We start from the raw sequence: 18,733 nt of genomic DNA, 5'->3' as shown, positions 1-18,733 counted from the left end.
GGGAGAGAACAACATGAACCACTTATTTGACTTGACGGGAAAAGTAGCTGTAGCCATCGGGGGAAATAGCGTATTAGGGTCAGCGATGGCCAAAGGGTTGGCGGCGTATGGGGCGAAAGTCGCCATTGTGGGGCGCAATTTGGACAAGGCGGAACAAGTCGCCGCAGACATCCGCCATCACGGCGGGTCGGCTCAAGCGTTTCAAGCCGATGTCAGCGAGCGCGCTTCGCTTTTGCAAGTGGCTGAGCGCATCGAGCAATGGGCAGGAGGCTGGGACATTTTGCTCAATGCGCCCGGGAAAAACAGCTCGACCCCGTTTTTCGAACTTGATGCGGACGAGTGGGACGACATTATGGATGTCAATTTAAAAGGGATTGTGTTTACATGCCAAATTTTCGCCAAACGGATGATCGAGCAAGGGAGAAAAGGAAGCATTATTAACATTTCGTCCGTGTCGTCAACGACGCCGCTTTCAAGAGTATTTACGTACTCCGTATCCAAGGCGGGGCTCAACAGCGTCACCCAATATTTGGCGCGCGAGTTGGCGCCGTATGGCATTCGGGTGAATGCCATTATTCCTGGATTTTTTCCGGCCGAGCAAAACAGAAAAATTTTAGATGACGAACGAATTGAAGCGATTATGCGCCATACGCCGATGAAACGGTTCGGCGAGCCGGAAGAACTGCAAGGAGCGGCGGTATGGCTGGCATCCGACCGTGCTTCAAGCTTCGTTACCGGCGCGCTCATCCGCGTTGACGGCGGATTTGGCGCCATGACGATTTAACAAAAGTGAATAAATAAAGGAAAAAACGGGAGGTGGCGTCGATGCTTGAGAAAAAATATGAAAAGCTGCAGTCCATTCTTCAGGATATGGGATCAGTGGTGGTCGCGTTTTCCGGCGGAGTCGACAGCACGTTTTTGCTGAAAGTGGCGGTGGACACGCTCGGAGCAGATCACGTGCTGGCCGTCACCGCTGATTCCGAGACGTATCCGTCAAGCGAACTCGAGGAAGCAAAGCGGCTAGCGAAATGGATTGGGGCTCCGCATGAAATTATTGAAACGTCGGAACTGGCGATCCCGGGTTATGCGGAAAACTCGAAAAACCGCTGTTATTTTTGCAAAAGCAGTTTGTTTGACCATTTGATCCCCCTTATGGAGGCAAAAGGGTTTCGGAATGTCGTTTACGGTGTCATTGCCGATGACGCCAATGAATATCGGCCGGGAATGAAGGCGGCGAAAGAAAGAGGGGTGCGCGGTCCCCTCCAAGAGGCGAATTTATACAAAAAAGAAATTCGTGAACTCTCCCGCCGGCTCGGCTTGCCGACATGGGATAAACCGTCTTTTGCCTGTCTGTCATCGCGCATTGCCTATGGCGAATCGATTACAGTGGAAAAATTGACGAGGGTGGAAAAAGCAGAACAATTTCTTAGACAGACGTTTCAGATTCGCCAAGTGCGGGTCCGCACCCACCAAGAGATCGCAAGAATTGAAGTGGAGCCAGGCGATATGGCGGTCATTTTGGCGCATCGCGACCGCATTGCGAAACAGTTGCAAACGTACGGCTATCAATATGTGACGCTCGACTTAGTCGGCTATCAGAGCGGAAGTATGAACAAAATGTTGCCGTAAGCAATCGATCAGCGAACGGGCCAGCATGTCGAAAGCGGGTTCTTAAGCGTAATGGAGAACAAGATTTCTGACGTGTTTCCGTTTCGGAATAACTTTTTTCACCCTAATGGACTAGCTTTCGAAACGGTTGGTTGAATGTGAAAAAGGAGAGGCATCATGGCAAAAGAATATGTGATCGGGTTGGATCTTGGAACGACAAGTGTAAAAGCATGCGTGTTTCATAGGAGCGGCCAATTGATGGCCGAGGCCGAAAAAATGAATACGTTCCATTACCCGAAACAAGGGTGGGTGGAACAAGATGCGGCGGAAATTGAGCGTTCCGCGGTCTTGACCGTGCGCCAAGCAATCGAACAGGCTGGAATCAGCCAAAAGGAACTGTTGGCGGCCGGTTTATCGGCGGCAATGCATTCACTCGTTTGCGTGGACAAGGACGGACATCCGCTTTCTCCGGCGCTCATTTGGGCCGATGGGCGAAGCGCGCCCCAAGCGGAACAGCTGCGGAAAACGATGGGGAAAACGGTGTACGCCAAAACGGGAACTCCGGTTCATCCGATGACCCCGTTGGCTAAATTGTTATGGATGAAAGAAATGAAGCATGAGCCATATGAGCGGGCGTTTTCCTTTCTGTCGATTAAAGAGTATGTCATCCGGCGCTGGTTTCATACCAATGTGATCGATTACTCGATGGCGTCGGCGACCGGATTGTTCAATCCGCACACATTTCAGTGGGAGCCGGAGTTGCTCAAGTTAGCGGGGATTCGTGAAGATCAACTGTCCGAGCTCGTCCCGCCCATATATGTGATGACAGGGATGGATGAGGCGGCTGCTGAGCAGATGGGAATTCGCCGTGATTTGCCGTTTGTCATAGGTGCTGCCGACGGCCAGCTCGCCAATTTAGGCATTGGCGCCATTTTTCCCGGCGAAGTGGCCGTCTCGGTCGGCACGAGCGGAGCGGTTCGCCAAATGACTCGTGAACCGAAAATGAGTGAAAATGGCGAAACTTTTTGCTATGCTTTTACAAAAGAGCGGTTTATTATTGGCGGCCCATCCAACAACGGCGGCATTGCGTTGCAGTGGCTGAAAGACATCATGAACGATCAACGAAGTTTTAGTCAGTTTTTGGCAGATGCCGCACAAGCGGCACCCGGGGCGGACGGACTGATTTTTCTGCCGTATATTAACGGCGAACGGGCGCCGCTTTGGGATCCGCGGGCAAAAGGCGGCTTTTACGGAGCGACGGTCACCCATAAGCAGGAACATTTTATCCGGGCAGCGATGGAAGGGATCACGTTCAATCTTTACCAAATCGGAAAGGCGTTAGAAACATTGGCTGGAAAGCCAAAAAAATTATATGTCAGCGGCGGATTGGCGCGTTCTCCGCTATGGCTGCAAATCTTAGCGGACGTGTTTGATGCAGAAATCGACGTTCCAAAAAGCCACCACGGGGCAGCATGGGGCGCGGCATGGACAGCGCTTGTCGCCATCGGCGAAGCGGAATCGCTGGAAGCGATTAAGGCGCACATTCCGATGGGGGAAACAGTCATGCCGAATGAGGCCAACCGGAAAGCCTATAAAGAGGCTTATGAACGCTACGAGCGCCTTGTCCGCCATATGGCGAGCTACTTTCAAAAGGAATAGGTGATGTGATGCTCGAAGACATTTTGCGGCAAGTACAAACAGGGGAACTGAGTGTCAAAGAGGCGAAGGAGCGGTTGAAGCCGTTTGACTGCTTAGGATTTGCCAACGTCGATCTTCATCGCCCGAAACGGCAAGGGTTTCCGGAAGTGGTGTTCGGGGAAGGGAAAACAGCAGACCAAATCATTGCCATCGTCCGAACGCTAAAAGAACATCACGACCGCGTGCTCGTCACCCGCGTGGCACAAGACAAAGCAGCGGCTGTGCGTGCGCTGTTTCCTGAGCTGGTGTACCATGATGCCGCTCGCCTGTTGTATTGGAAAAAGGAACAGGCGAAAACGAAGGAAACGGATGCGTATATCGCTGTGATTGGTGCCGGCACGTCAGACCTCGGCGTCGCCGAGGAAGCGGCGATCACCGCCGAGATGTTCGACTGTGAAGTGCGGCGGTTTTACGATGTCGGCGTGGCGGGCATTCACCGGCTGTTTCACCATATCGAAGCCATTCGTGCGGCGACCGTTTCGGTCGTCGTGGCCGGAATGGAAGGGGCGCTGCCAAGCGTCGTCAGCGGTCTTGTCTCCCACCCGGTGATCGCCGTGCCGACAAGCGTCGGCTATGGCGCCCACTTCCAAGGGTTATCGGCATTATTGACGATGTTGAATTCATGCGCGCCGGGCATTAGTGTCGTCAATATTGACAACGGATTTGGCGGCGGATATAATGCTGCCTTAATTCACCGGCTCGCCTGCCAAAGGGGTTGAAACGAATGACGATAATCTATTTTGACTGTTTCTCGGGAATCAGCGGAGATATGGTGATCGGCGCGCTCATCGATGCCGGCGCCGACCCGAAGCTGCTCGAAGCAGAATTAAAGAAACTCCCGTTGGAAGAGGAATACGCTTTAACATGGCGGAAGATTGTCAAAAACGGCATTACGTGCACAAAGTTTGATGTTGTCCTCAATCATGATGACCATCATCGACATCACTCCGGCCATGATCATCGTGACTATCATCACGAGCACGCTCATGATAACGGACATCATCATCGCGAGCACGCTCATGATGAAGGACACCATCATCATCGCGGGCACGGTCATGATGACCATCATCACCATCACTCCGAACATGATCATAGCGACGTCCGCCATCTCGCACATGCTCATGGCGGCAGCGATCATCATCATGGACACGGCCACCATCACCGGTCGTACAAAGAAATTGCGGCGATGATTGAAACGTCTGAGTTAGCTGCGGAAGTCAAAGAAACGGCGCTGGCGATTTTCCGCCGCATCGGCGAGGCAGAAGGGCGGATTCATCACGTTCCATTGGATGATGTTCATTTTCATGAAGTCGGAGCCGTCGATTCGATCATTGATATTGTCGGAACGGCGATTCTCATCCATCAGTTAGGGGCGGTGTCCATTCAGTCGTCTCCGATTCCTGTCGGGTCGGGCACGGTTCATATCGCGCATGGCGAATACCCGGTGCCGGCCCCGGCAACGCTCGAACTATTAAAAGGCGTCCCGATTGAACAGTCGGCAGTGAAAGGAGAGCTGACGACACCGACAGGGGCAGCGATTGTTTCCGTGCTGGCGGAGCGCTTTGGCCCGCTCCCGTCGATGAAAGTAACTGCCATTGGCTATGGAGCTGGAACAAAAACGTTCCCGCATCGCCCGAATGTGTTGCGCGTAGTGATCGGTGAACAACCGTAGAGGTGTACAGAAGGGGAGTGCGGATGATGGGAGGCCATCCTCCTCATCATGAACATATTGATGAACAAATGATCAAAATGGAAGTGAATCTTGATGACACGCCGGGGGAGTGGCTCGGCTACGTGATGGAGTTGTTGTTTGAGGCGGGGGCAAATGATGTGTTTTACACGCCGATTTATATGAAAAAGAATCGTCCCGGTGTTTTGCTGCAACTATTATGTTCACGCGAGAGGCTTGAGGACATGAAAGAGATTTTGTTTCGTGAAACGACGACGCTGGGGGTGCGCTATTACCCGCTGACGGTGCACCGGCTCGAGCGGCGGTTCCGCGAGGTGGAAACGGAGTGGGGGGCGGTGGCGGTAAAGGAAGGCATTTACCGCGGCCAAGTCGTCCAAAGAGCCCCGGAGTTTGAACAATGCAAAACGATCGCCCAGAGAAATGGCGTTCCGTTGAAAAACGTGTATGAGCAAGTTTGGAAACAGCTGAATGAGAAACCGGAGAAAACGTAGGAGGACGATGATGAGCGGTTTGGCGCTTACTTTGTTGTTTGGCCTTCTTTTAGGAATAAAACATGCAACAGAACCGGATCATGTTGTTGCGGTGTCAACGATCGCCAGCCGCACGAGTAGACTGTCGCTTTCATCGTTAGCCGGCGTGTTTTGGGGCATTGGCCATACGTTGACATTGCTTGTGGTCGGCATGATCGTGATCAGCTTGAAACAACATATTCCGGAAACAGTCGCCACGTGGATGGAAATGGCGGTTGGCGTGATGATAATTGTGTTAGCGGTTGCCAGTTTCCGAGCCACAAGAGCGATGGGCGAACAGAAACCGCTTCATATTCACCATCTTCATATGAAATCAATGTTGATCGGAGTCGTGCACGGGATGGCCGGCAGCGCGGGCATGGTGCTTTTGACTTTAACGACAGTGGAGACGCCATGGCAGGCGTTCGTGTTTATTGTCATTTTTGGCCTTGGTACGGTCATCGGCATGATGATTTTTACGACATTGCTCGGCTTGCCGTTTTTGTTCGCCCGCCCGAAACAAACGTTGTATCGCGCGCTTGTGCAGGTTGTTTCTGTCATCAGCCTCGTTTATGGCGTTTATTATCTCTATGAAGTCGGCCGGGAAGGCGGATTGTTTTAACCAAAAAAAGCTGCGCACATCGGAGCGCAGCCTTTTTTTGATGTAAAAAACCGCCCCACCCCGAACACGGGGTGAGGCAGCGTTCGTCAGACGGTTATGATCCGATTTGCGCCACAATGGCATCGCCTTTGACATCGATGCGGATCGCACGCACCGATTGATCGGCGTCAAGCAGGCAGTCGGCGATGTTGTCTTCGACATGTTCCTGGATGGCGCGGCGGAGCGGGCGGGCGCCAAAGGCCGGATGGTAGCCGAGCTCAGCCAGCTTTTCTTTCGCCGCTTCGGTCACTTCGAGTTCGATGCCTTGTTCGCGCATTGCCGTTTTGACCTCGGCAAGCATCAAGTCGACGATTTGAAGCAAGTGCGCTTTTTCAAGCGGCTTGAACTCGATGATGGCGTCGAAGCGGTTCAAAAATTCCGGCTTGAAGTAAGCGTTCAAGGAGTCGAGCACGCTTGATGCGCCACCGCTTTGTTTTTCAAAGCCGACGGTGATTTTTTTGTCTGTCACACCAGCGTTGCTTGTCGCGATGATGACCGTGTCTTTGAAGCTGACGGTGCGGCCTTGGCTGTCGGTCAAGCGGCCGTCTTCCAAAATTTGCAGGAAGATGTGCTGAACGTCTGGGTGTGCTTTTTCAATCTCATCAAGCAAGATGATGGTGTACGGATTGCGGCGCACTTTTTCCGTCAGCTGGCCGGCTTCTTCAAAGCCGACATAGCCCGGAGGTGAACCGATCAGCTTCGAGACGGAATGTTTCTCCATGTATTCACTCATATCGAGACGAATCATGGCATCTTTTGTGCCGAACAGCTCCTCGGCGAGCGTTTTGGCGAGCTCCGTTTTCCCGACGCCAGTTGGGCCGACGAACAGGAACGAACCGACTGGACGATGTTTCGCTTTCAAGCCGGCGCGGCTGCGGCGAATCGCTTTGGCGACTTTTTTCACAGCTTCCGCTTGGCCGATCACTTTTTTCGCCAAGTTGTCTTCGAGATGTTTCATTTTTTCTTTTTCATCGGCTTGCAGTTTGCCGACCGGGATGCCCGTTTTCTCAGCGATGATTTGCTCGATGTCAGCGATATCGACCGTCGGGCGTTCTTGCGCGATGCCTTGTTCGAGTTGTTTTTCGAGCTTTAGTTCTTCATCGCGCAGTTTCGCCGCCCGTTCATAGTTCTCCTCTTTTGCCGCTTGTTCTTTTTCTTTCGCGATTTGCATCAACCGCTCTTGCAGCTGTTTTTCATCGGTCGGGCCGAGGCGCAAGTTCGCTTTCGAGCCGGCCTCATCCAACAAGTCGATCGCTTTGTCCGGCAGGAAGCGGTCTTGGATGTAGCGGTGCGCGAGTTTGACGCACGCTTCGATCGCCTCGTCCGTATAGCGGACATGGTGGAACTGTTCGTATTTCGGCTGGATGCCTTTTAAGATCGCGATCGCTTCGTCAACGGTCGGTTCGTGGACGAGAACCGGCTGGAAGCGGCGTTCAAGGGCGGCATCTTTTTCAATTTGCCGGTATTCTTTGAGTGTCGTCGCCCCGACGACTTGCAGCTCACCGCGGGCGAGCGCCGGTTTTAAAATGTTGCCGGCGTCCATCGACCCTTCGGCAGCGCCAGCGCCGACGAGCAGATGAATTTCGTCAATGAACAAAATGACGTTTTTCCGCTCTTGCAGTTCGGCGATGAGCCGTTTCATCCGCTCTTCAAATTGACCGCGGATGCCGGTGTTGGCGACAAGCGATGCCACATCAAGCAAGTATACTTCTTTGTTCAGCAGTTTTTCCGGAACTTGCCCTTCGGCAATCTTCAGCGCAAGCCCTTCGACGATCGCCGTTTTCCCGACACCCGGCTCCCCGATCAACACCGGGTTGTTTTTGTTGCGGCGGTTTAAAATTTCAATGACGCGCGCAATTTCTTTGTCGCGGCCGATGACGGGGTCAATCAAGCCCGCTTTCGCGATTTGCGTCAAGTTGCGGCCGAATTGATCCAAAAATCCACCGCCATGGCGCTGCGGGCGTTTGGCCGCCGTTTCCGGCGCGGCCGCTTGCGCGTTGGCCGCCGCCAAATGGCCAGCGAACCAGTCGTCAAACGAAAACGGCGAAAAGCCGAAGTTCATCGGAATCGACAATTGTTGTTTTTGTTTTTCATAGCATGTATGGCAAAGATGAAGCTGTTTTTTCTCACCATTCCATTGCAAGTTGACAAACACCGTTGCTTCACGTTGTTGGCATGCTTGGCAACGCATAAGGCATACCTCCTTTTCCGTACCTTGACTTTGACTTTCTTTGACCTTCTGACTTTATTATACTTTGACCTTTTTTGACTTTCAAGTGTTTTTTACAAAAAAATTGTTATAAGGATGAAATCTTTTTGAAAAAATGGTGAATACTAATGTAGGTGCGAGAAAACTATGATAAAGTGAAAAACAGAAAAAAGGCCGAAAACGCCTGCGGCTGGCGTTTGCAGCGGGGCGGTCGGAAACGATCTGTTATAAAGATGAGGAAAAAAGGAGACAGATAAAGAGATGAGAAGACATTTGTTTTTAGCGATGATCGCCATGCTCGCTGGCATCGTCATCGCCGCTTGCTCGAACAACAACGAACAAGCGGAAACGCCGGCGATGCTTGAAGTGAAAATGGATGTGCCCGATCATATCGATGTGGACAAGCCGACGAAGCTCGCCTGTGTCGTGATCTATGGCGGCGAAAACGTCGATGATGCAAGCGAAGTGAAATTTGAAGTATGGAAGCATGGCGATGGCGACCGGCAAATGCTTGAAGCGAAGCATGATGGAAATGGACGCTATTCGGTGACGAAAACGTTCAAAGAAGCGGGAACGTATTCGGTTGTCGCCCATGTAACCGCACGCGATATGCATAATATGCCGAAACAAGATGTCATAGTTGGGAATCCGGAACAGGCCGCAGCTGAAGGTGTGAGCTCGGATGGTCAAGAGAACAAGGAAGAAGGCCATCATCATGGCAGCGGTGTTTCCATGTCGTTATCTTCTCATTCGTTCGAAGCGGGAAAACCAGTGGCGTTAGGGGTTCGCATCACGAAAGACGGAAAGCCGATGACAGACGCCACCGTTCGTTTTGAAATTTGGCAGGCGGACAACAAGCATCAATTTATCGATGCGAAAGAAAAGAGAAACGGTCAGTATGAGGCCGTTGCTACGTTTGCAAACCAAGGGACGTACTCGGTCAAAGTGCATGTCGAAGCGAGCGGGCTGCATGAACATCAAGTGGAACAAGTAACCGCCCATTAATAAAAGGATGCCAAAGAAAGGCATCCTTTTTTCTTCCATTTCGTCTTTCTTGTCCACGTCAGACATATATATGGAAATAAACAGCGGACAGGGGGAAGAAGGAGATGGAAGATGATGAACGGAAAGGAATGGGGAGAGGCGTGGCAAATCGCCGCTGTCTATATTGGCACAGTCGTTGGTGCGGGATTTGCGACTGGAAGAGAAATTATCGAATTTTTTACTCAGTATGGGGCAGCAGGAACGGCCGGCGTAGCCGTGAGCGGCTTTTTGTTTACATGGGGTGGGGCGCGCCTTATGGTGATGGCGCGCCGCATCGGGGCGTCGTCATACGATGAGTTGAACCGGTATTTATTCGGGAAAATGATAAGCCCGTTCGTGACGCTCGTCATGACCGCGATGATCGCTGGGGTGACGGCGGTGATGATCGCCGGGGCGGGGGCGGTGTTTGAGGAGCAGCTTGGTTGGACGCGGCAGGCAGGAGTTGTGCTGACACTCATCTTGGCGCTTATCATTATGTTGTTTGATCGCAAAGGGCTATTTGGCATTAACGTGTTTGTGGTGCCGATGATGGTGTTGTTTAGCGCGATCGCTTTCGTTAAGACGATGATGGCCGGGGAGCTGTGCCGGCCGGACATGGCAGCGGCGGATTATTCGCTGAAAGCGGTGCTGTCGCCGTTTTCGTATGCAGCGTTTAATTTGGCCATGGCTCAAGCTGTACTCGTTCCCCTCGCCCATGAGGCAACAAACGAACGGGTGGTGAAGAGGGGGGCGTTGTTGGGCGGAACCGTGCTGACGATTTTGTTGTTGGTAAACCATACGGTGCTGTTGTCGTTTCCGCACAAGAACGGATATGATATTCCGATGGCGGAGGTCGTCCATACGTTTTTTGCCGTTTTGTACTGGTTTTATGTCCTTGTCATTTATGGGGAAATTTTTACGTCCATTATCGGCGGGCTATTCGGACTCGAGCGCCAAGTGCGTGTTTGGGTGCCGCTCCGTGGAAAATGGCTCGCTATGTTGCTTGTCGCGCTGTTTGCGGCCGTGAGCCCGTTTCGTTACGGGGAGTTGCTGTCGTTTATTTATCCGCTGTTTGGCTACACCAGTCTCATCTTGTTATGGCTTCTTTGGCGCCGACGGCTGCCGCGCCAATAAACGAACCCTTTCCTCTTCCGCGCTGTTTACGGGCGGGAGGGGAAAGGGCTTGATTTTTTCACCCCGCTTTTTTGATGGCAAGAGGTTGGGGCGTGGAGGGCACCCTCCCGCATCGCTGTCATGAGCGAAAGCGGGCGATCATCGTTTCCAAATCGCGCGCCGCCGCGGCCAACGCATCCGCTTCACCGGCCAGTTCGTGAAGGGCGAGCGTTTGCCGCTCAAGCCCTGCTGCCGTTTCTTGCACCATGTCGGAAAAATCGGAAGCGACGGTGCGCACGCCGCCTATCAATGTGCTCAGCTGTTCACCGTCGGCAGTGATGGTGTTGACGTACTCTTCGTTTTGTTGAAGCAGATCGTTTAGCTGGGTGAACATATTACCGAATGAGGAAAACGTCTCCCCTGTTTGCCAAAGGGAGTCTTTCGTTTTTTCGACGTGGCGGCCGCTTCCTTGCACCGCCCGTACGGCTGCTTCGAGCGCATTTGTCATGGCGTCGAGCGAGGTGAAAATTTTGGCGGCGAAGGTGTTCGTATCTTCGGCGAGCGTCCGCACTTCTTGGGCGACGATCGAAAAGCCGCGGCCCGCCTCACCGGCGCGCGCCGCCTCAATCGAAGCGTTTAAGGCAAGCAAGTTCGTCTGCTTGGCGATCGTGCGAATGGCGGCAATCATTTCATGAACGCGCCCCGCCTCTTTTGCTGCTTTGTCAATGAGAGCGGTCGTCTCGCTGATGCCTTGCTGCATGGCGTCCATGTTCGCTTTCGTTTCATCCATCAGGCGAATGCCCTCGGACGCTGACGACCATGCCTCGCCTGCTTGACTCACGACGCGCTCGACCGCGGTGCGCATAAGCTGCACGCGTTCTACCATTTTTTGAATGACTTCATCCGCTTGTTCAACCGCCGCTGTTTGTTGTTTTGTCCCTTCGCGGAACGTTTCGACCGCGGTGGCGATTTCGTCAAACGACTCAGACAAGCGCCGCACCTCTGTCTGCTGCTCCTGGCTGACATCGTGCACCGTTTTCGCTGCTTTCGCCAATCCGTCAATGATCGTGCGGATGCCAAGAATCATTTTATTGATTTCGTAGGCGATTTGATGGAATTCGTCCCGTTTTTTGGCCGTCTCGACTTCCGTCTGCAGCTGGCCGGACGAGACGGTGCGGGCGACGCTGTACCAATGGCGCAGCTGGGCAGCAAGCGTTTGATGCCAGATGGCGCTGAGCCCAAGTCCGGCCGCGGCGGCAAGCAGCGCGGCAAAAACGGGCGATGCACCCATGAGGGCGGCTGCTAGACTAACAGCTGCCGGCGCGATGGCGATGCTTGCCAACACCCATTGCAAATAGGGGCGGTGCATAAGCCGACCCATCCGCAAGTTGAGCCGCTTTCCACCCGGATCTGTCCAAAGCGGGCAGCTGGCATCGATTAACACCTCACCTGTGTCGCGTTCATACATTTGCAGCAGCGGTTCGTTCGTCTGGGCAGCTGCAAGCCCGACCGGGTCGGCAAACAGACGGCCTTCACGGAGGCGGTTGGTATGGACAAGTCCGTATCCGTTTTCATCAACAATGACAAAATATTCATCATGGCCAAGGCGGTCGTCTAAAAATGCGCGGATGCGGTCGAGCTGTTCATCAAGCGGACGCGTTCGGTCGAGCGACCGCCGCAGCGCTTCCGCCGTTTCCGTCACTTTTTTCAACGCCTGTCTCGCCCGGCGCCGTTTCGTCAGCTCACTCATTTACGATTCTCCTTTTTATTTTTTTGTCTATTCACAATAATATATACAATATTCTGTCGAATCAATAGGGAATGCGAGGGATGCATAAAAATGCCCTTCTATTGGAAGACTATGCCGTAAACGGAAAGGCGAGGGGATGGCCGTGGGCTTTTTATCATTTTTTAAAAAGAAAAAGCGTTCTCCGCAGCCAACGATGCCGCAATTATGGGAAAAGCTCCGGCGGTCCAGCGATTTTGTCGAAGTGTCGTTTGCGGTTGGGGACAAGGAGCTGTCGATTTACTATTTTGATTCGCTCGTCGACCCGAAAGTGCTGCAGGAACATATCCTTTGTCATCTGCAAAAGGATCTTTCCCGCCATCCGAATGTGCAGTTGGAAGATTTGCAGCAAATCGTGCCGATTCAGCGCATCGAAGTGAGCGAGGACGCGGCATTGATCGAAGAAAAAGTACTGAAAGGATTTGTTGCTGTCAGCTTTCGGGAACAGCCGGGCAAGGCGGCGCTCATCAGCGCGGCGAACGAAAACCTAGGGCTGCGGGAAAACAACGATTCAGAAAACGAATTTAGCGTCGTCGGACCGAAAGTCGGGTTTGTCGAAAACGTCGGCACGAACTTGCATCTCATCCGCCGGCAAATCGCAACGCCGAATCTTGTGTTTCGTGAAATGATGATCGGCTCGATGTCGAAAACGAAAGTCGTGATCGCATATATTGACGGCGTAGCGAATCCGGAAACGATCCAAACGGTGACGCAGCGGATTGAAGCCATTCATTTTGACGTTGTGTTTGATAATGCGATCATCGACCAGCTGATCGCTGACAATTCACGAACGCCGTTTCCGCTCTTTGTCTCGACCGAGCGGATCGACCGCGCTGTTTATGCGCTCGTATCGGGGCAAGTCGCTGTGTTTTGCGACGGTTCACCGTATGCGGTCATCGGCCCGTCTACGTTTTTTGATTTTTTTACTTCACCGGAAGACTATTATTTGCCGTGGGTGCTCGGCTCGTTTTTCCGGCTCATCCGCTTTTTTGGCGTTATGTTTTCCGTCTTGGCGTCGCCGGTTTATGTCGCGGTGTTGACGTATCATTATGAAATGATCCCGGAAGACTTGCTTGGCCCGATCATTTATTCGCGTTCGAACGTCCCGTTTCCGCCGGTGCTCGAAGTGTTGTTTTTAGAGATCACGATTGAACTGTTGCGCGAAGCCGGGGCGCGGCTGCCGACGAAAGTCGCGCAGACGCTCGGGATCGTCGGCGGGATTGTGATCGGGCAGGCGACCGTAGATGCCGGGCTGACAAGCACGATTTTGCTTATCGTCGTCGCTTTGGCGGCGCTCGCCTCGTTTACGACGCCGATTTTTAAAATGTCAAACACGATTCGGTTTATCCGGTTCCCATTTATTTTGTTTGCCGCATGTTGGGGCGGGATTGGCATCGCCTTCGCGGTCTGCGGATTGTTCATTCATTTAGGGCGGCTGCAGTCGTTTGGCTATCCGTATTTAGTGCCGTTTTATCCGTTGCGCGTGCGCAACTTCCGCGATACGTTCGTCCGCTCGCCGTACAGTGCAACAGCGGAGCGGCCGACGTTTCTCCGCCCGCAGTCGCGGTTTCGTTATGACCCGGAGGATGCGAAGCAAAAACGCGATATTGATGAGTAAGGTGTGATGGGGATGAAGCGTTGGCTCGCATGTTTGGGAGGATTGCTGCTGCTTGGCGGCTGCGCGAGTTCGCGGCCGATCGATGAAATTCAAATTATTCAACAGATGGGCTATGACTTTGAGGATGACCACTATGTCGGCACCGCCGTCTATCCGACGTTCAAACAAGGGCCGATGACAAAGCCGAATATGTTGACGACTTCATCGCCCACCGTCTACGATTTAATCCCGCGCTTGTCGTCGAAATCGGCGCTGCCGATCGAGGAAGGACAGCTGCGGCTCATTTTATTCGGAAAGCAGTTTGCCGAACGGGGGATCGAACAAATTACGCACAGCCTTGCGCGCAATAACAAAGTCGGCAGCCATTTGTTCCTCGGCGTGGCGGAAGGAAGCGCGAAGGAGTTGCTGAAAATCACGGCAAAAACGACGTTAAGCGATACATTGTATTTGCCGAATCTTGTGGAACAAAACGAGCGGTCGATGAACTTGCCGAAAACGAATTTGCACTTGTTTTTATACCGCTATTTTTCCCCGGGGAGCGATCCGTTTTTGCCGTATTTTGAAAAAAAGGGGGAGTTTGTCAAGTTAGAAGGGGTGGCGTTGTTTCGCGACGGCCGATACGTCGGGCATGTGAGTTTGCGCGATTCTTTTTTGATGAAAATTTTGTTGGGGGAAACGAAAAACGGCGTCTATCAGTTAAAAGTTGGGGAGCGCGGCAAACAAGGCGAAGACCGGGTGATGCTGCAAAATTTATGGGCGAAGCCGACTTATCGATGGAAACGGGATGGAAATCGTCATGTGCTGGATGTATCTGTTCATATTCATGCTTCGGTGAAAGACTATCCGTCATGGCTTGATGAGCCGGGGGCCAATTTGTTTGATGATGTAAAAACGAAAATGGAAAAGGAATTGGAACAGAATATGCGCCGGTTGTTTCGCTATTTTCAGGAAAAACGCATTGATCCGCTTGGAATTGGCGAATTTGTCCGCAGTGTCACGAGACAGTGGGACCGCGAATCATTTTATCGCGAATATCCCGATTTAGACATTCGCCCGCGCGTGACGGTGGACATTATTCATACGGGAATTGGTGAATAAGACGGGGATCATGAGGAGGGATAGCGATGAAGCAAGCGGTCGATGCACGATTTCTCATCTCCCCGTTTCTCGTTTTTTTTATCGTTCATGCAACCCAAGTCGGCGTCGGGATGCTGGGCTTTCAGCGGCCGCTGATGAAAGAGGCGGGGCAGGATGCCTGGATGGCTGTATTGCTGGCCGGATTGGCCGCGCACGCGCTCATTTGGCTGATGTATCGTCTCCTTGCCTATTCCCCGTCCGGCGGCGATATTGTGTCGCTTCACGAGCATTATTTCGGGCGCTGGTTCGGCGGGGTATTAAGCACCGGGTTGCTTTTTTATTATGCCTTGGCGGCGTTTACGGTGCTTCAATCATACATTGAAATCATTAAAGTATGGGTGTTCCCGCTCATGGGAGCGTGGCAGTTCAGTCTCATTTTTTTGGTGCTGACGTACTACGTCGTTTCCGGCGGATTTCGTGTCGTCGCCGGCCTATGTTTTTGGGGGGTTGTCATCCCGCTCGTGACGATTTTTCCGATGGTGTTTTTTCCGCTCGAATATGCACAATACCGGAACTTATTGCCGGTGTTCGACCATTCGCCTGCACAGCTCATCAAAGCAGCAAGCGATATGGCGCTTCAATATTTAGGGTTTGAAATGCTGCTTATGTATTACCCGTTTTTAAAAAATGCCCCGTCATCGCAAAAGTGGGCGCATGCGGCCAACGCGTTGACGATGTTCATTTATTTGATCGTCATGTTTATCTCCATCATTTTTTACAACAAAGAGCAGATCGAGCATGTTACATGGCCGACGTTGACGTTCGCGAAAATTCCGGAAGTGCCGTTTATTGAACGGATGGAATATATTGTCATTTCGATTTATGTGCTTGTCGTGTTTCCAATCATTGCCGTCTCCGTTTGGGCAGCGACGCGCATCGCCAAACAGCTGTTTTCCGTCAGACAGCGCCGATCGCTGCCGGTACTGCTCGCCTGCCTGTTTATCGGGACGTTGTTTTTTGAAGAGAAAACCGCCATCGAACGGTTGATGCAATGGACGGCCAAGGTCGGGTTTTCCGTCATCGCCGTCTATGTTCCGCTCTTGTACGTGTACGTATGGGCGGCGGAAAAAGTGAAAAAGTCACTACAACAAAAGCGGTAGTTATGTTATAGTAAAAAAGAAAACAGAAGAATGAAATTCCGTACGTTGGTACGGGAGAGGTTTCTAGCAAAACCCTCTATAAAAAACTAGGGACGGCTGTATCCTAGGGGTATGGCCTTTTTTGTTTCGGAAACCTCTTCTTCTGCCGATTCAGAGGGAGGTTAGTTAGGATGAACATGAACGAAGAAAAGGCCGTTGTCGTCTTTAGCGGCGGCCAAGACAGCACAACGTGTTTATTTTGGGCAAAAAAGCAGTTTGCGGAAGTGGAGGCGGTGACGTTTGATTATGGCCAGCGCCATCGGCGGGAAATCGACGTCGCCGCATCGATCGCCGATGAGCTCGGTGTCCGCCATACGGTGCTTGATATGTCGCTTCTTGGGCAATTGGCGCCGAACGCCTTAACGCGCGGCGAGATCGCGATTGAACAAAAGGAAGGCGAGTTGCCGACAACGTTTGTCGACGGGCGCAATTTATTGTTTTTATCGTTCGCTGCGGTGCTTGCCAAACAGCGGGGGGCGCGCCATCTTGTCACCGGAGTGTGTGAAACGGATTTTAGCGGCTACCCGGATTGCCGCGACATCTTTATCAAATCACTGAATGTGACGCTGAATTTGGCGATGGATTATCCGTTTGTCATTCATACGCCGCTCATGTGGCTGACAAAAGCGGAAACGTGGAAGCTGGCTGATGGGCTTGGGGCGCTTGAATTCGTCCGCACGAAGACGCTGACGTGCTATAACGGCGTGATCGCTGACGGGTGCGGCGAGTGCCCGGCGTGCGTGCTGCGCAAGCGCGGGTTGGAGGAATATTTGCGGGAAAAAGCGGGGGTGAAGTCGTAATGATCTATCAATTGTACCCGCAGGTGGATCATCCTTACCGCTATGAGCTGAACAAAGATATGCACATCGCTGCTGCTCATTTTATTCCGCATGAAGCGGCTGGGAGCTGCGCCAACGTGCACGGGCATACGTACATCGTCAATGTGACGGTTGCCGGCGACGAGCTGGATGAGAGCGGCTTTTTAGTCAATTTCCAAATGTTAAAGAAGCTTGTTCACGGAAAATTGGATCACACACTGCTCAATGATCACACCGATTGGTTTGACCGCCGCGATCCGAAACGGTTTCCAACGACAGAAGTGGTGGCGCGCACGATTTATGAGACGATTCAGCGCTATTTGGATATGCTGCCGCATAAACCGAAATGTTTGCAAGTATTTGTTCGCGAAACGCCGACGAGCTACGTCGTCTACCGGCCGAAAGCGGGGGAGCGGTGATGGTGCGCACGATCCCGGTGTTGGAAATTTTCGGTCCGACCATTCAAGGAGAAGGAATGGTGATCGGCCAAAAGACGATGTTCGTCCGCACCGCCGGCTGCGACTACCGCTGCCGCTGGTGCGATTCAGCATTCACATGGGACGGGTCAGCGAAAGAGCAGATCGAACAGCTGACGGCCGAAGACATTTGGCAGCGACTTGAAACCATTGGCGGGCGCCGCTTCCGCCATGTGACGATTTCAGGCGGCAACCCGCTTCTGATCGCCGCCCTTGACGAGCTCATCGCGCTCCTTCATGAAAAAGAGGTGCGAGTGGCGGTCGAAACGCAAGGAAGCCGCTGGCAAGACTGGCTGCTGGACGTTGATGATGTCACTATTTCCCCGAAACCGCCAAGTTCAGGGATGGACACCGACTGGGCGACGCTCGACGCCATCATCGGGCGGCTGCTGGGTGATCGAAGCCGGGCGCGGCGCGTCAGCCTGAAAGTGGTCGTCTTTGATGAGGCTGATTTGACGTACGCGAAAGAAGCGCATCGGCGTTACCCGGGCGTTCCGTTTTATTTGCAGACGGGCAACGCCGATGTAGGGGATTTGGATGTAGAGGCGCTTCGCGCGAAGCTTCTCGGCCGGTTGGAGTGGCTCGTGGAGCAAATCGCTCAGTCAGAGGAGCTGGCCAATGTCTCTGTCCTGCCGCAGCTGCATACGCTGCTTTGGGGAAACAAGCGCGGCGTGTAAAGCGGGACCGCGCTACAAGCAAAAGGACAACGAAGGAGGAAGGATCAGTGACTGGAAGAAAAGAGGAAGAATTGCGGGATTTGACACTGCTTGGCAATCAAGGGACAACGTATTCGTTCACGTACAATCCGAATCTTCTTGAAGTATTTGACAACAAACATCCTGACCGGGATTATTTCGTGAAGTTCAATTGTCCAGAGTTTACGACGTTGTGTCCCAAAACCGGACAACCGGACTTCGCGACGATTTACATCAGCTACATCCCGGACAAAAAATGCGTCGAAAGCAAGTCGCTCAAGCTGTATTTGTTCAGCTTCCGCAACCATGGCGACTTTCACGAAGACTGCGTCAACATCATTATGAACGACTTAATCAACGTGATGGAGCCGCGCTACATCGAAGTATGGGGCAAATTCACCCCGCGCGGCGGCATTTCCATCGACCCGTATTGCAACTGGGGACGCCCCGGGACAAAATATGAACAAATGGCTGAATATCGGCTGCTCAACCATGACCTATACCCAGAAAAAATCGACAACCGCTAGAGATGAAAAAAGAGGTAGTTTTTTCG

Annotated in this window: 18 protein-coding genes; 16 read left to right on the top strand and 2 right to left on the bottom strand. The window is 52.6% G+C overall.

What is annotated here, in order from left to right; genetic code table 11:
- The first annotated feature begins 13 nt into the window (after positions 1-13).
- The 7 genes from IC803_RS12210 to IC803_RS12180 all read left to right on the top strand — a co-directional run bounded on the left by IC803_RS12210 (position 14) and on the right by IC803_RS12180 (position 6,127).
- Positions 14-784, top strand: a complete 771-nt coding sequence (locus IC803_RS12210) for an SDR family oxidoreductase (RefSeq protein WP_081206687.1) — start codon at positions 14-16, stop codon at positions 782-784.
- A gap of 41 nt (positions 785-825) precedes the next feature.
- On the top strand, positions 826-1,629 hold the full coding sequence (gene larE, locus IC803_RS12205; RefSeq protein WP_081207022.1) for an ATP-dependent sacrificial sulfur transferase LarE: 804 nt from the start codon (positions 826-828) through the stop codon (positions 1,627-1,629).
- Positions 1,630-1,785: 156 nt separating this feature from the next.
- Positions 1,786-3,267, top strand: coding sequence for a gluconokinase (locus tag IC803_RS12200; RefSeq protein ID WP_081206688.1), 1,482 nt, complete (start codon positions 1,786-1,788; stop codon positions 3,265-3,267).
- 8 nt (positions 3,268-3,275) lie between these two features.
- Entirely contained in the window at positions 3,276-4,025 is a 750-nt protein-coding gene (larB, locus tag IC803_RS12195) for a nickel pincer cofactor biosynthesis protein LarB (protein WP_081207023.1), read from the top strand.
- Between the two features lie 5 nt (positions 4,026-4,030).
- Positions 4,031-4,978, top strand: coding sequence for a nickel pincer cofactor biosynthesis protein LarC (locus IC803_RS12190; protein WP_081206689.1), 948 nt, complete (start codon positions 4,031-4,033; stop codon positions 4,976-4,978).
- A gap of 26 nt (positions 4,979-5,004) precedes the next feature.
- Complete coding sequence (gene larC / locus IC803_RS18405; RefSeq protein ID WP_081206690.1) at positions 5,005-5,487, top strand: nickel pincer cofactor biosynthesis protein LarC2; 483 nt, start codon at positions 5,005-5,007, stop codon at positions 5,485-5,487.
- 10 nt (positions 5,488-5,497) lie between these two features.
- Positions 5,498-6,127, top strand: a complete 630-nt coding sequence (locus IC803_RS12180) for an urease accessory protein UreH (RefSeq protein WP_081206691.1) — start codon at positions 5,498-5,500, stop codon at positions 6,125-6,127.
- A gap of 94 nt (positions 6,128-6,221) precedes the next feature.
- Here the strand turns inward: IC803_RS12180 and IC803_RS12175 are convergent, their stop codons facing one another.
- Positions 6,222-8,357 (bottom strand): ATP-dependent Clp protease ATP-binding subunit, encoded by a 2,136-nt coding sequence (locus tag IC803_RS12175; RefSeq protein ID WP_081206692.1) that lies wholly within the window; start codon positions 8,355-8,357, stop codon positions 6,222-6,224.
- Between the two features lie 279 nt (positions 8,358-8,636).
- Here IC803_RS12175 and IC803_RS12170 point away from each other — a divergent pair, with 279 nt between their 5' ends.
- Positions 8,637-9,380 (top strand): FixH family protein, encoded by a 744-nt coding sequence (locus tag IC803_RS12170; RefSeq protein WP_081206693.1) that lies wholly within the window; start codon positions 8,637-8,639, stop codon positions 9,378-9,380.
- A gap of 114 nt (positions 9,381-9,494) precedes the next feature.
- On the top strand, positions 9,495-10,532 hold the full coding sequence (locus IC803_RS12165; protein ID WP_081207024.1) for a YkvI family membrane protein: 1,038 nt from the start codon (positions 9,495-9,497) through the stop codon (positions 10,530-10,532).
- A 118-nt stretch (positions 10,533-10,650) separates the two neighbouring features.
- On the opposite strand, the gene IC803_RS12160 is transcribed toward IC803_RS12165, so the two are convergent.
- Positions 10,651-12,261, bottom strand: a complete 1,611-nt coding sequence (locus IC803_RS12160) for a methyl-accepting chemotaxis protein (protein WP_081206694.1) — start codon at positions 12,259-12,261, stop codon at positions 10,651-10,653.
- A gap of 142 nt (positions 12,262-12,403) precedes the next feature.
- On the opposite strand from IC803_RS12160, the gene IC803_RS12155 reads away from it, so the two are divergent.
- The 7 genes from IC803_RS12155 to queF all read left to right on the top strand — a co-directional run bounded on the left by IC803_RS12155 (position 12,404) and on the right by queF (position 18,707).
- A complete protein-coding gene (locus IC803_RS12155) occupies positions 12,404-13,915 on the top strand; it encodes a spore germination protein (protein ID WP_081206695.1) in 1,512 nt (503 codons plus the stop codon).
- A gap of 12 nt (positions 13,916-13,927) precedes the next feature.
- Positions 13,928-15,013 carry a Ger(x)C family spore germination protein gene (locus IC803_RS12150; RefSeq protein ID WP_081206696.1) on the top strand — a complete coding sequence of 362 codons (1,086 nt, stop codon included), beginning with the start codon at positions 13,928-13,930 and terminating at the stop codon, positions 15,011-15,013.
- 26 nt (positions 15,014-15,039) lie between these two features.
- On the top strand, positions 15,040-16,152 hold the full coding sequence (locus IC803_RS12145) for a GerAB/ArcD/ProY family transporter (RefSeq protein ID WP_081206697.1): 1,113 nt from the start codon (positions 15,040-15,042) through the stop codon (positions 16,150-16,152).
- 170 nt (positions 16,153-16,322) lie between these two features.
- Entirely contained in the window at positions 16,323-16,991 is a 669-nt protein-coding gene (gene queC, locus IC803_RS12140) for a 7-cyano-7-deazaguanine synthase QueC (RefSeq protein WP_081206698.1), read from the top strand.
- Entirely contained in the window at positions 16,991-17,428 is a 438-nt protein-coding gene (gene queD, locus IC803_RS12135) for a 6-carboxytetrahydropterin synthase QueD (RefSeq protein WP_081206699.1), read from the top strand. The genes queC and queD overlap by 1 nt, the downstream gene beginning before the upstream one ends.
- Entirely contained in the window at positions 17,428-18,162 is a 735-nt protein-coding gene (queE, locus tag IC803_RS12130; RefSeq protein ID WP_081206700.1) for a 7-carboxy-7-deazaguanine synthase QueE, read from the top strand. Before queD ends, queE begins: the two co-directional genes overlap by 1 nt.
- A 47-nt stretch (positions 18,163-18,209) precedes the next feature.
- Positions 18,210-18,707, top strand: a complete 498-nt coding sequence (queF, locus tag IC803_RS12125) for a preQ(1) synthase (RefSeq protein ID WP_081206701.1) — start codon at positions 18,210-18,212, stop codon at positions 18,705-18,707.
- Positions 18,708-18,733: the final 26 nt, after the last annotated feature.

The sequence above is a fragment of the Geobacillus sp. 46C-IIa genome (assembly GCF_014679505.1).
In the GTDB taxonomy this organism is placed as follows: domain Bacteria; phylum Bacillota; class Bacilli; order Bacillales; family Anoxybacillaceae; genus Geobacillus.
The sequence above is the reverse complement of the archived record's forward strand: the minus strand, read 5'-3'. Positions and strand labels throughout refer to the sequence as shown.

What these genes read in the sequence shown, in the direction of transcription:
- IC803_RS12160 (WP_081206694.1), bottom strand. Translation starts at nt 12,261, where the DNA reads ATGAGTGAGCTGACGAAACGGCGCCGGGCGAGACAGGCGTTGAAAAAA.
- IC803_RS12180 (WP_081206691.1), top strand. Translation starts at nt 5,498, where the DNA reads ATGAGCGGTTTGGCGCTTACTTTGTTGTTTGGCCTTCTTTTAGGAATA.
- IC803_RS12210 (WP_081206687.1), top strand. Translation starts at nt 14, where the DNA reads ATGAACCACTTATTTGACTTGACGGGAAAAGTAGCTGTAGCCATCGGG.
- IC803_RS12170 (WP_081206693.1), top strand. Translation starts at nt 8,637, where the DNA reads ATGAGAAGACATTTGTTTTTAGCGATGATCGCCATGCTCGCTGGCATC.
- IC803_RS12175 (WP_081206692.1), bottom strand. Translation starts at nt 8,357, where the DNA reads ATGCGTTGCCAAGCATGCCAACAACGTGAAGCAACGGTGTTTGTCAAC.
- queD (WP_081206699.1), top strand. Translation starts at nt 16,991, where the DNA reads ATGATCTATCAATTGTACCCGCAGGTGGATCATCCTTACCGCTATGAG.
- IC803_RS12145 (WP_081206697.1), top strand. Translation starts at nt 15,040, where the DNA reads ATGAAGCAAGCGGTCGATGCACGATTTCTCATCTCCCCGTTTCTCGTT.
- larB (WP_081207023.1), top strand. Translation starts at nt 3,276, where the DNA reads ATGCTCGAAGACATTTTGCGGCAAGTACAAACAGGGGAACTGAGTGTC.
- queE (WP_081206700.1), top strand. Translation starts at nt 17,428, where the DNA reads ATGGTGCGCACGATCCCGGTGTTGGAAATTTTCGGTCCGACCATTCAA.
- IC803_RS12200 (WP_081206688.1), top strand. Translation starts at nt 1,786, where the DNA reads ATGGCAAAAGAATATGTGATCGGGTTGGATCTTGGAACGACAAGTGTA.
- queC (WP_081206698.1), top strand. Translation starts at nt 16,323, where the DNA reads ATGAACATGAACGAAGAAAAGGCCGTTGTCGTCTTTAGCGGCGGCCAA.
- larC (WP_081206690.1), top strand. Translation starts at nt 5,005, where the DNA reads ATGGGAGGCCATCCTCCTCATCATGAACATATTGATGAACAAATGATC.
- larE (WP_081207022.1), top strand. Translation starts at nt 826, where the DNA reads ATGCTTGAGAAAAAATATGAAAAGCTGCAGTCCATTCTTCAGGATATG.
- IC803_RS12150 (WP_081206696.1), top strand. Translation starts at nt 13,928, where the DNA reads ATGAAGCGTTGGCTCGCATGTTTGGGAGGATTGCTGCTGCTTGGCGGC.
- IC803_RS12165 (WP_081207024.1), top strand. Translation starts at nt 9,495, where the DNA reads ATGAACGGAAAGGAATGGGGAGAGGCGTGGCAAATCGCCGCTGTCTAT.
- IC803_RS12190 (WP_081206689.1), top strand. Translation starts at nt 4,031, where the DNA reads ATGACGATAATCTATTTTGACTGTTTCTCGGGAATCAGCGGAGATATG.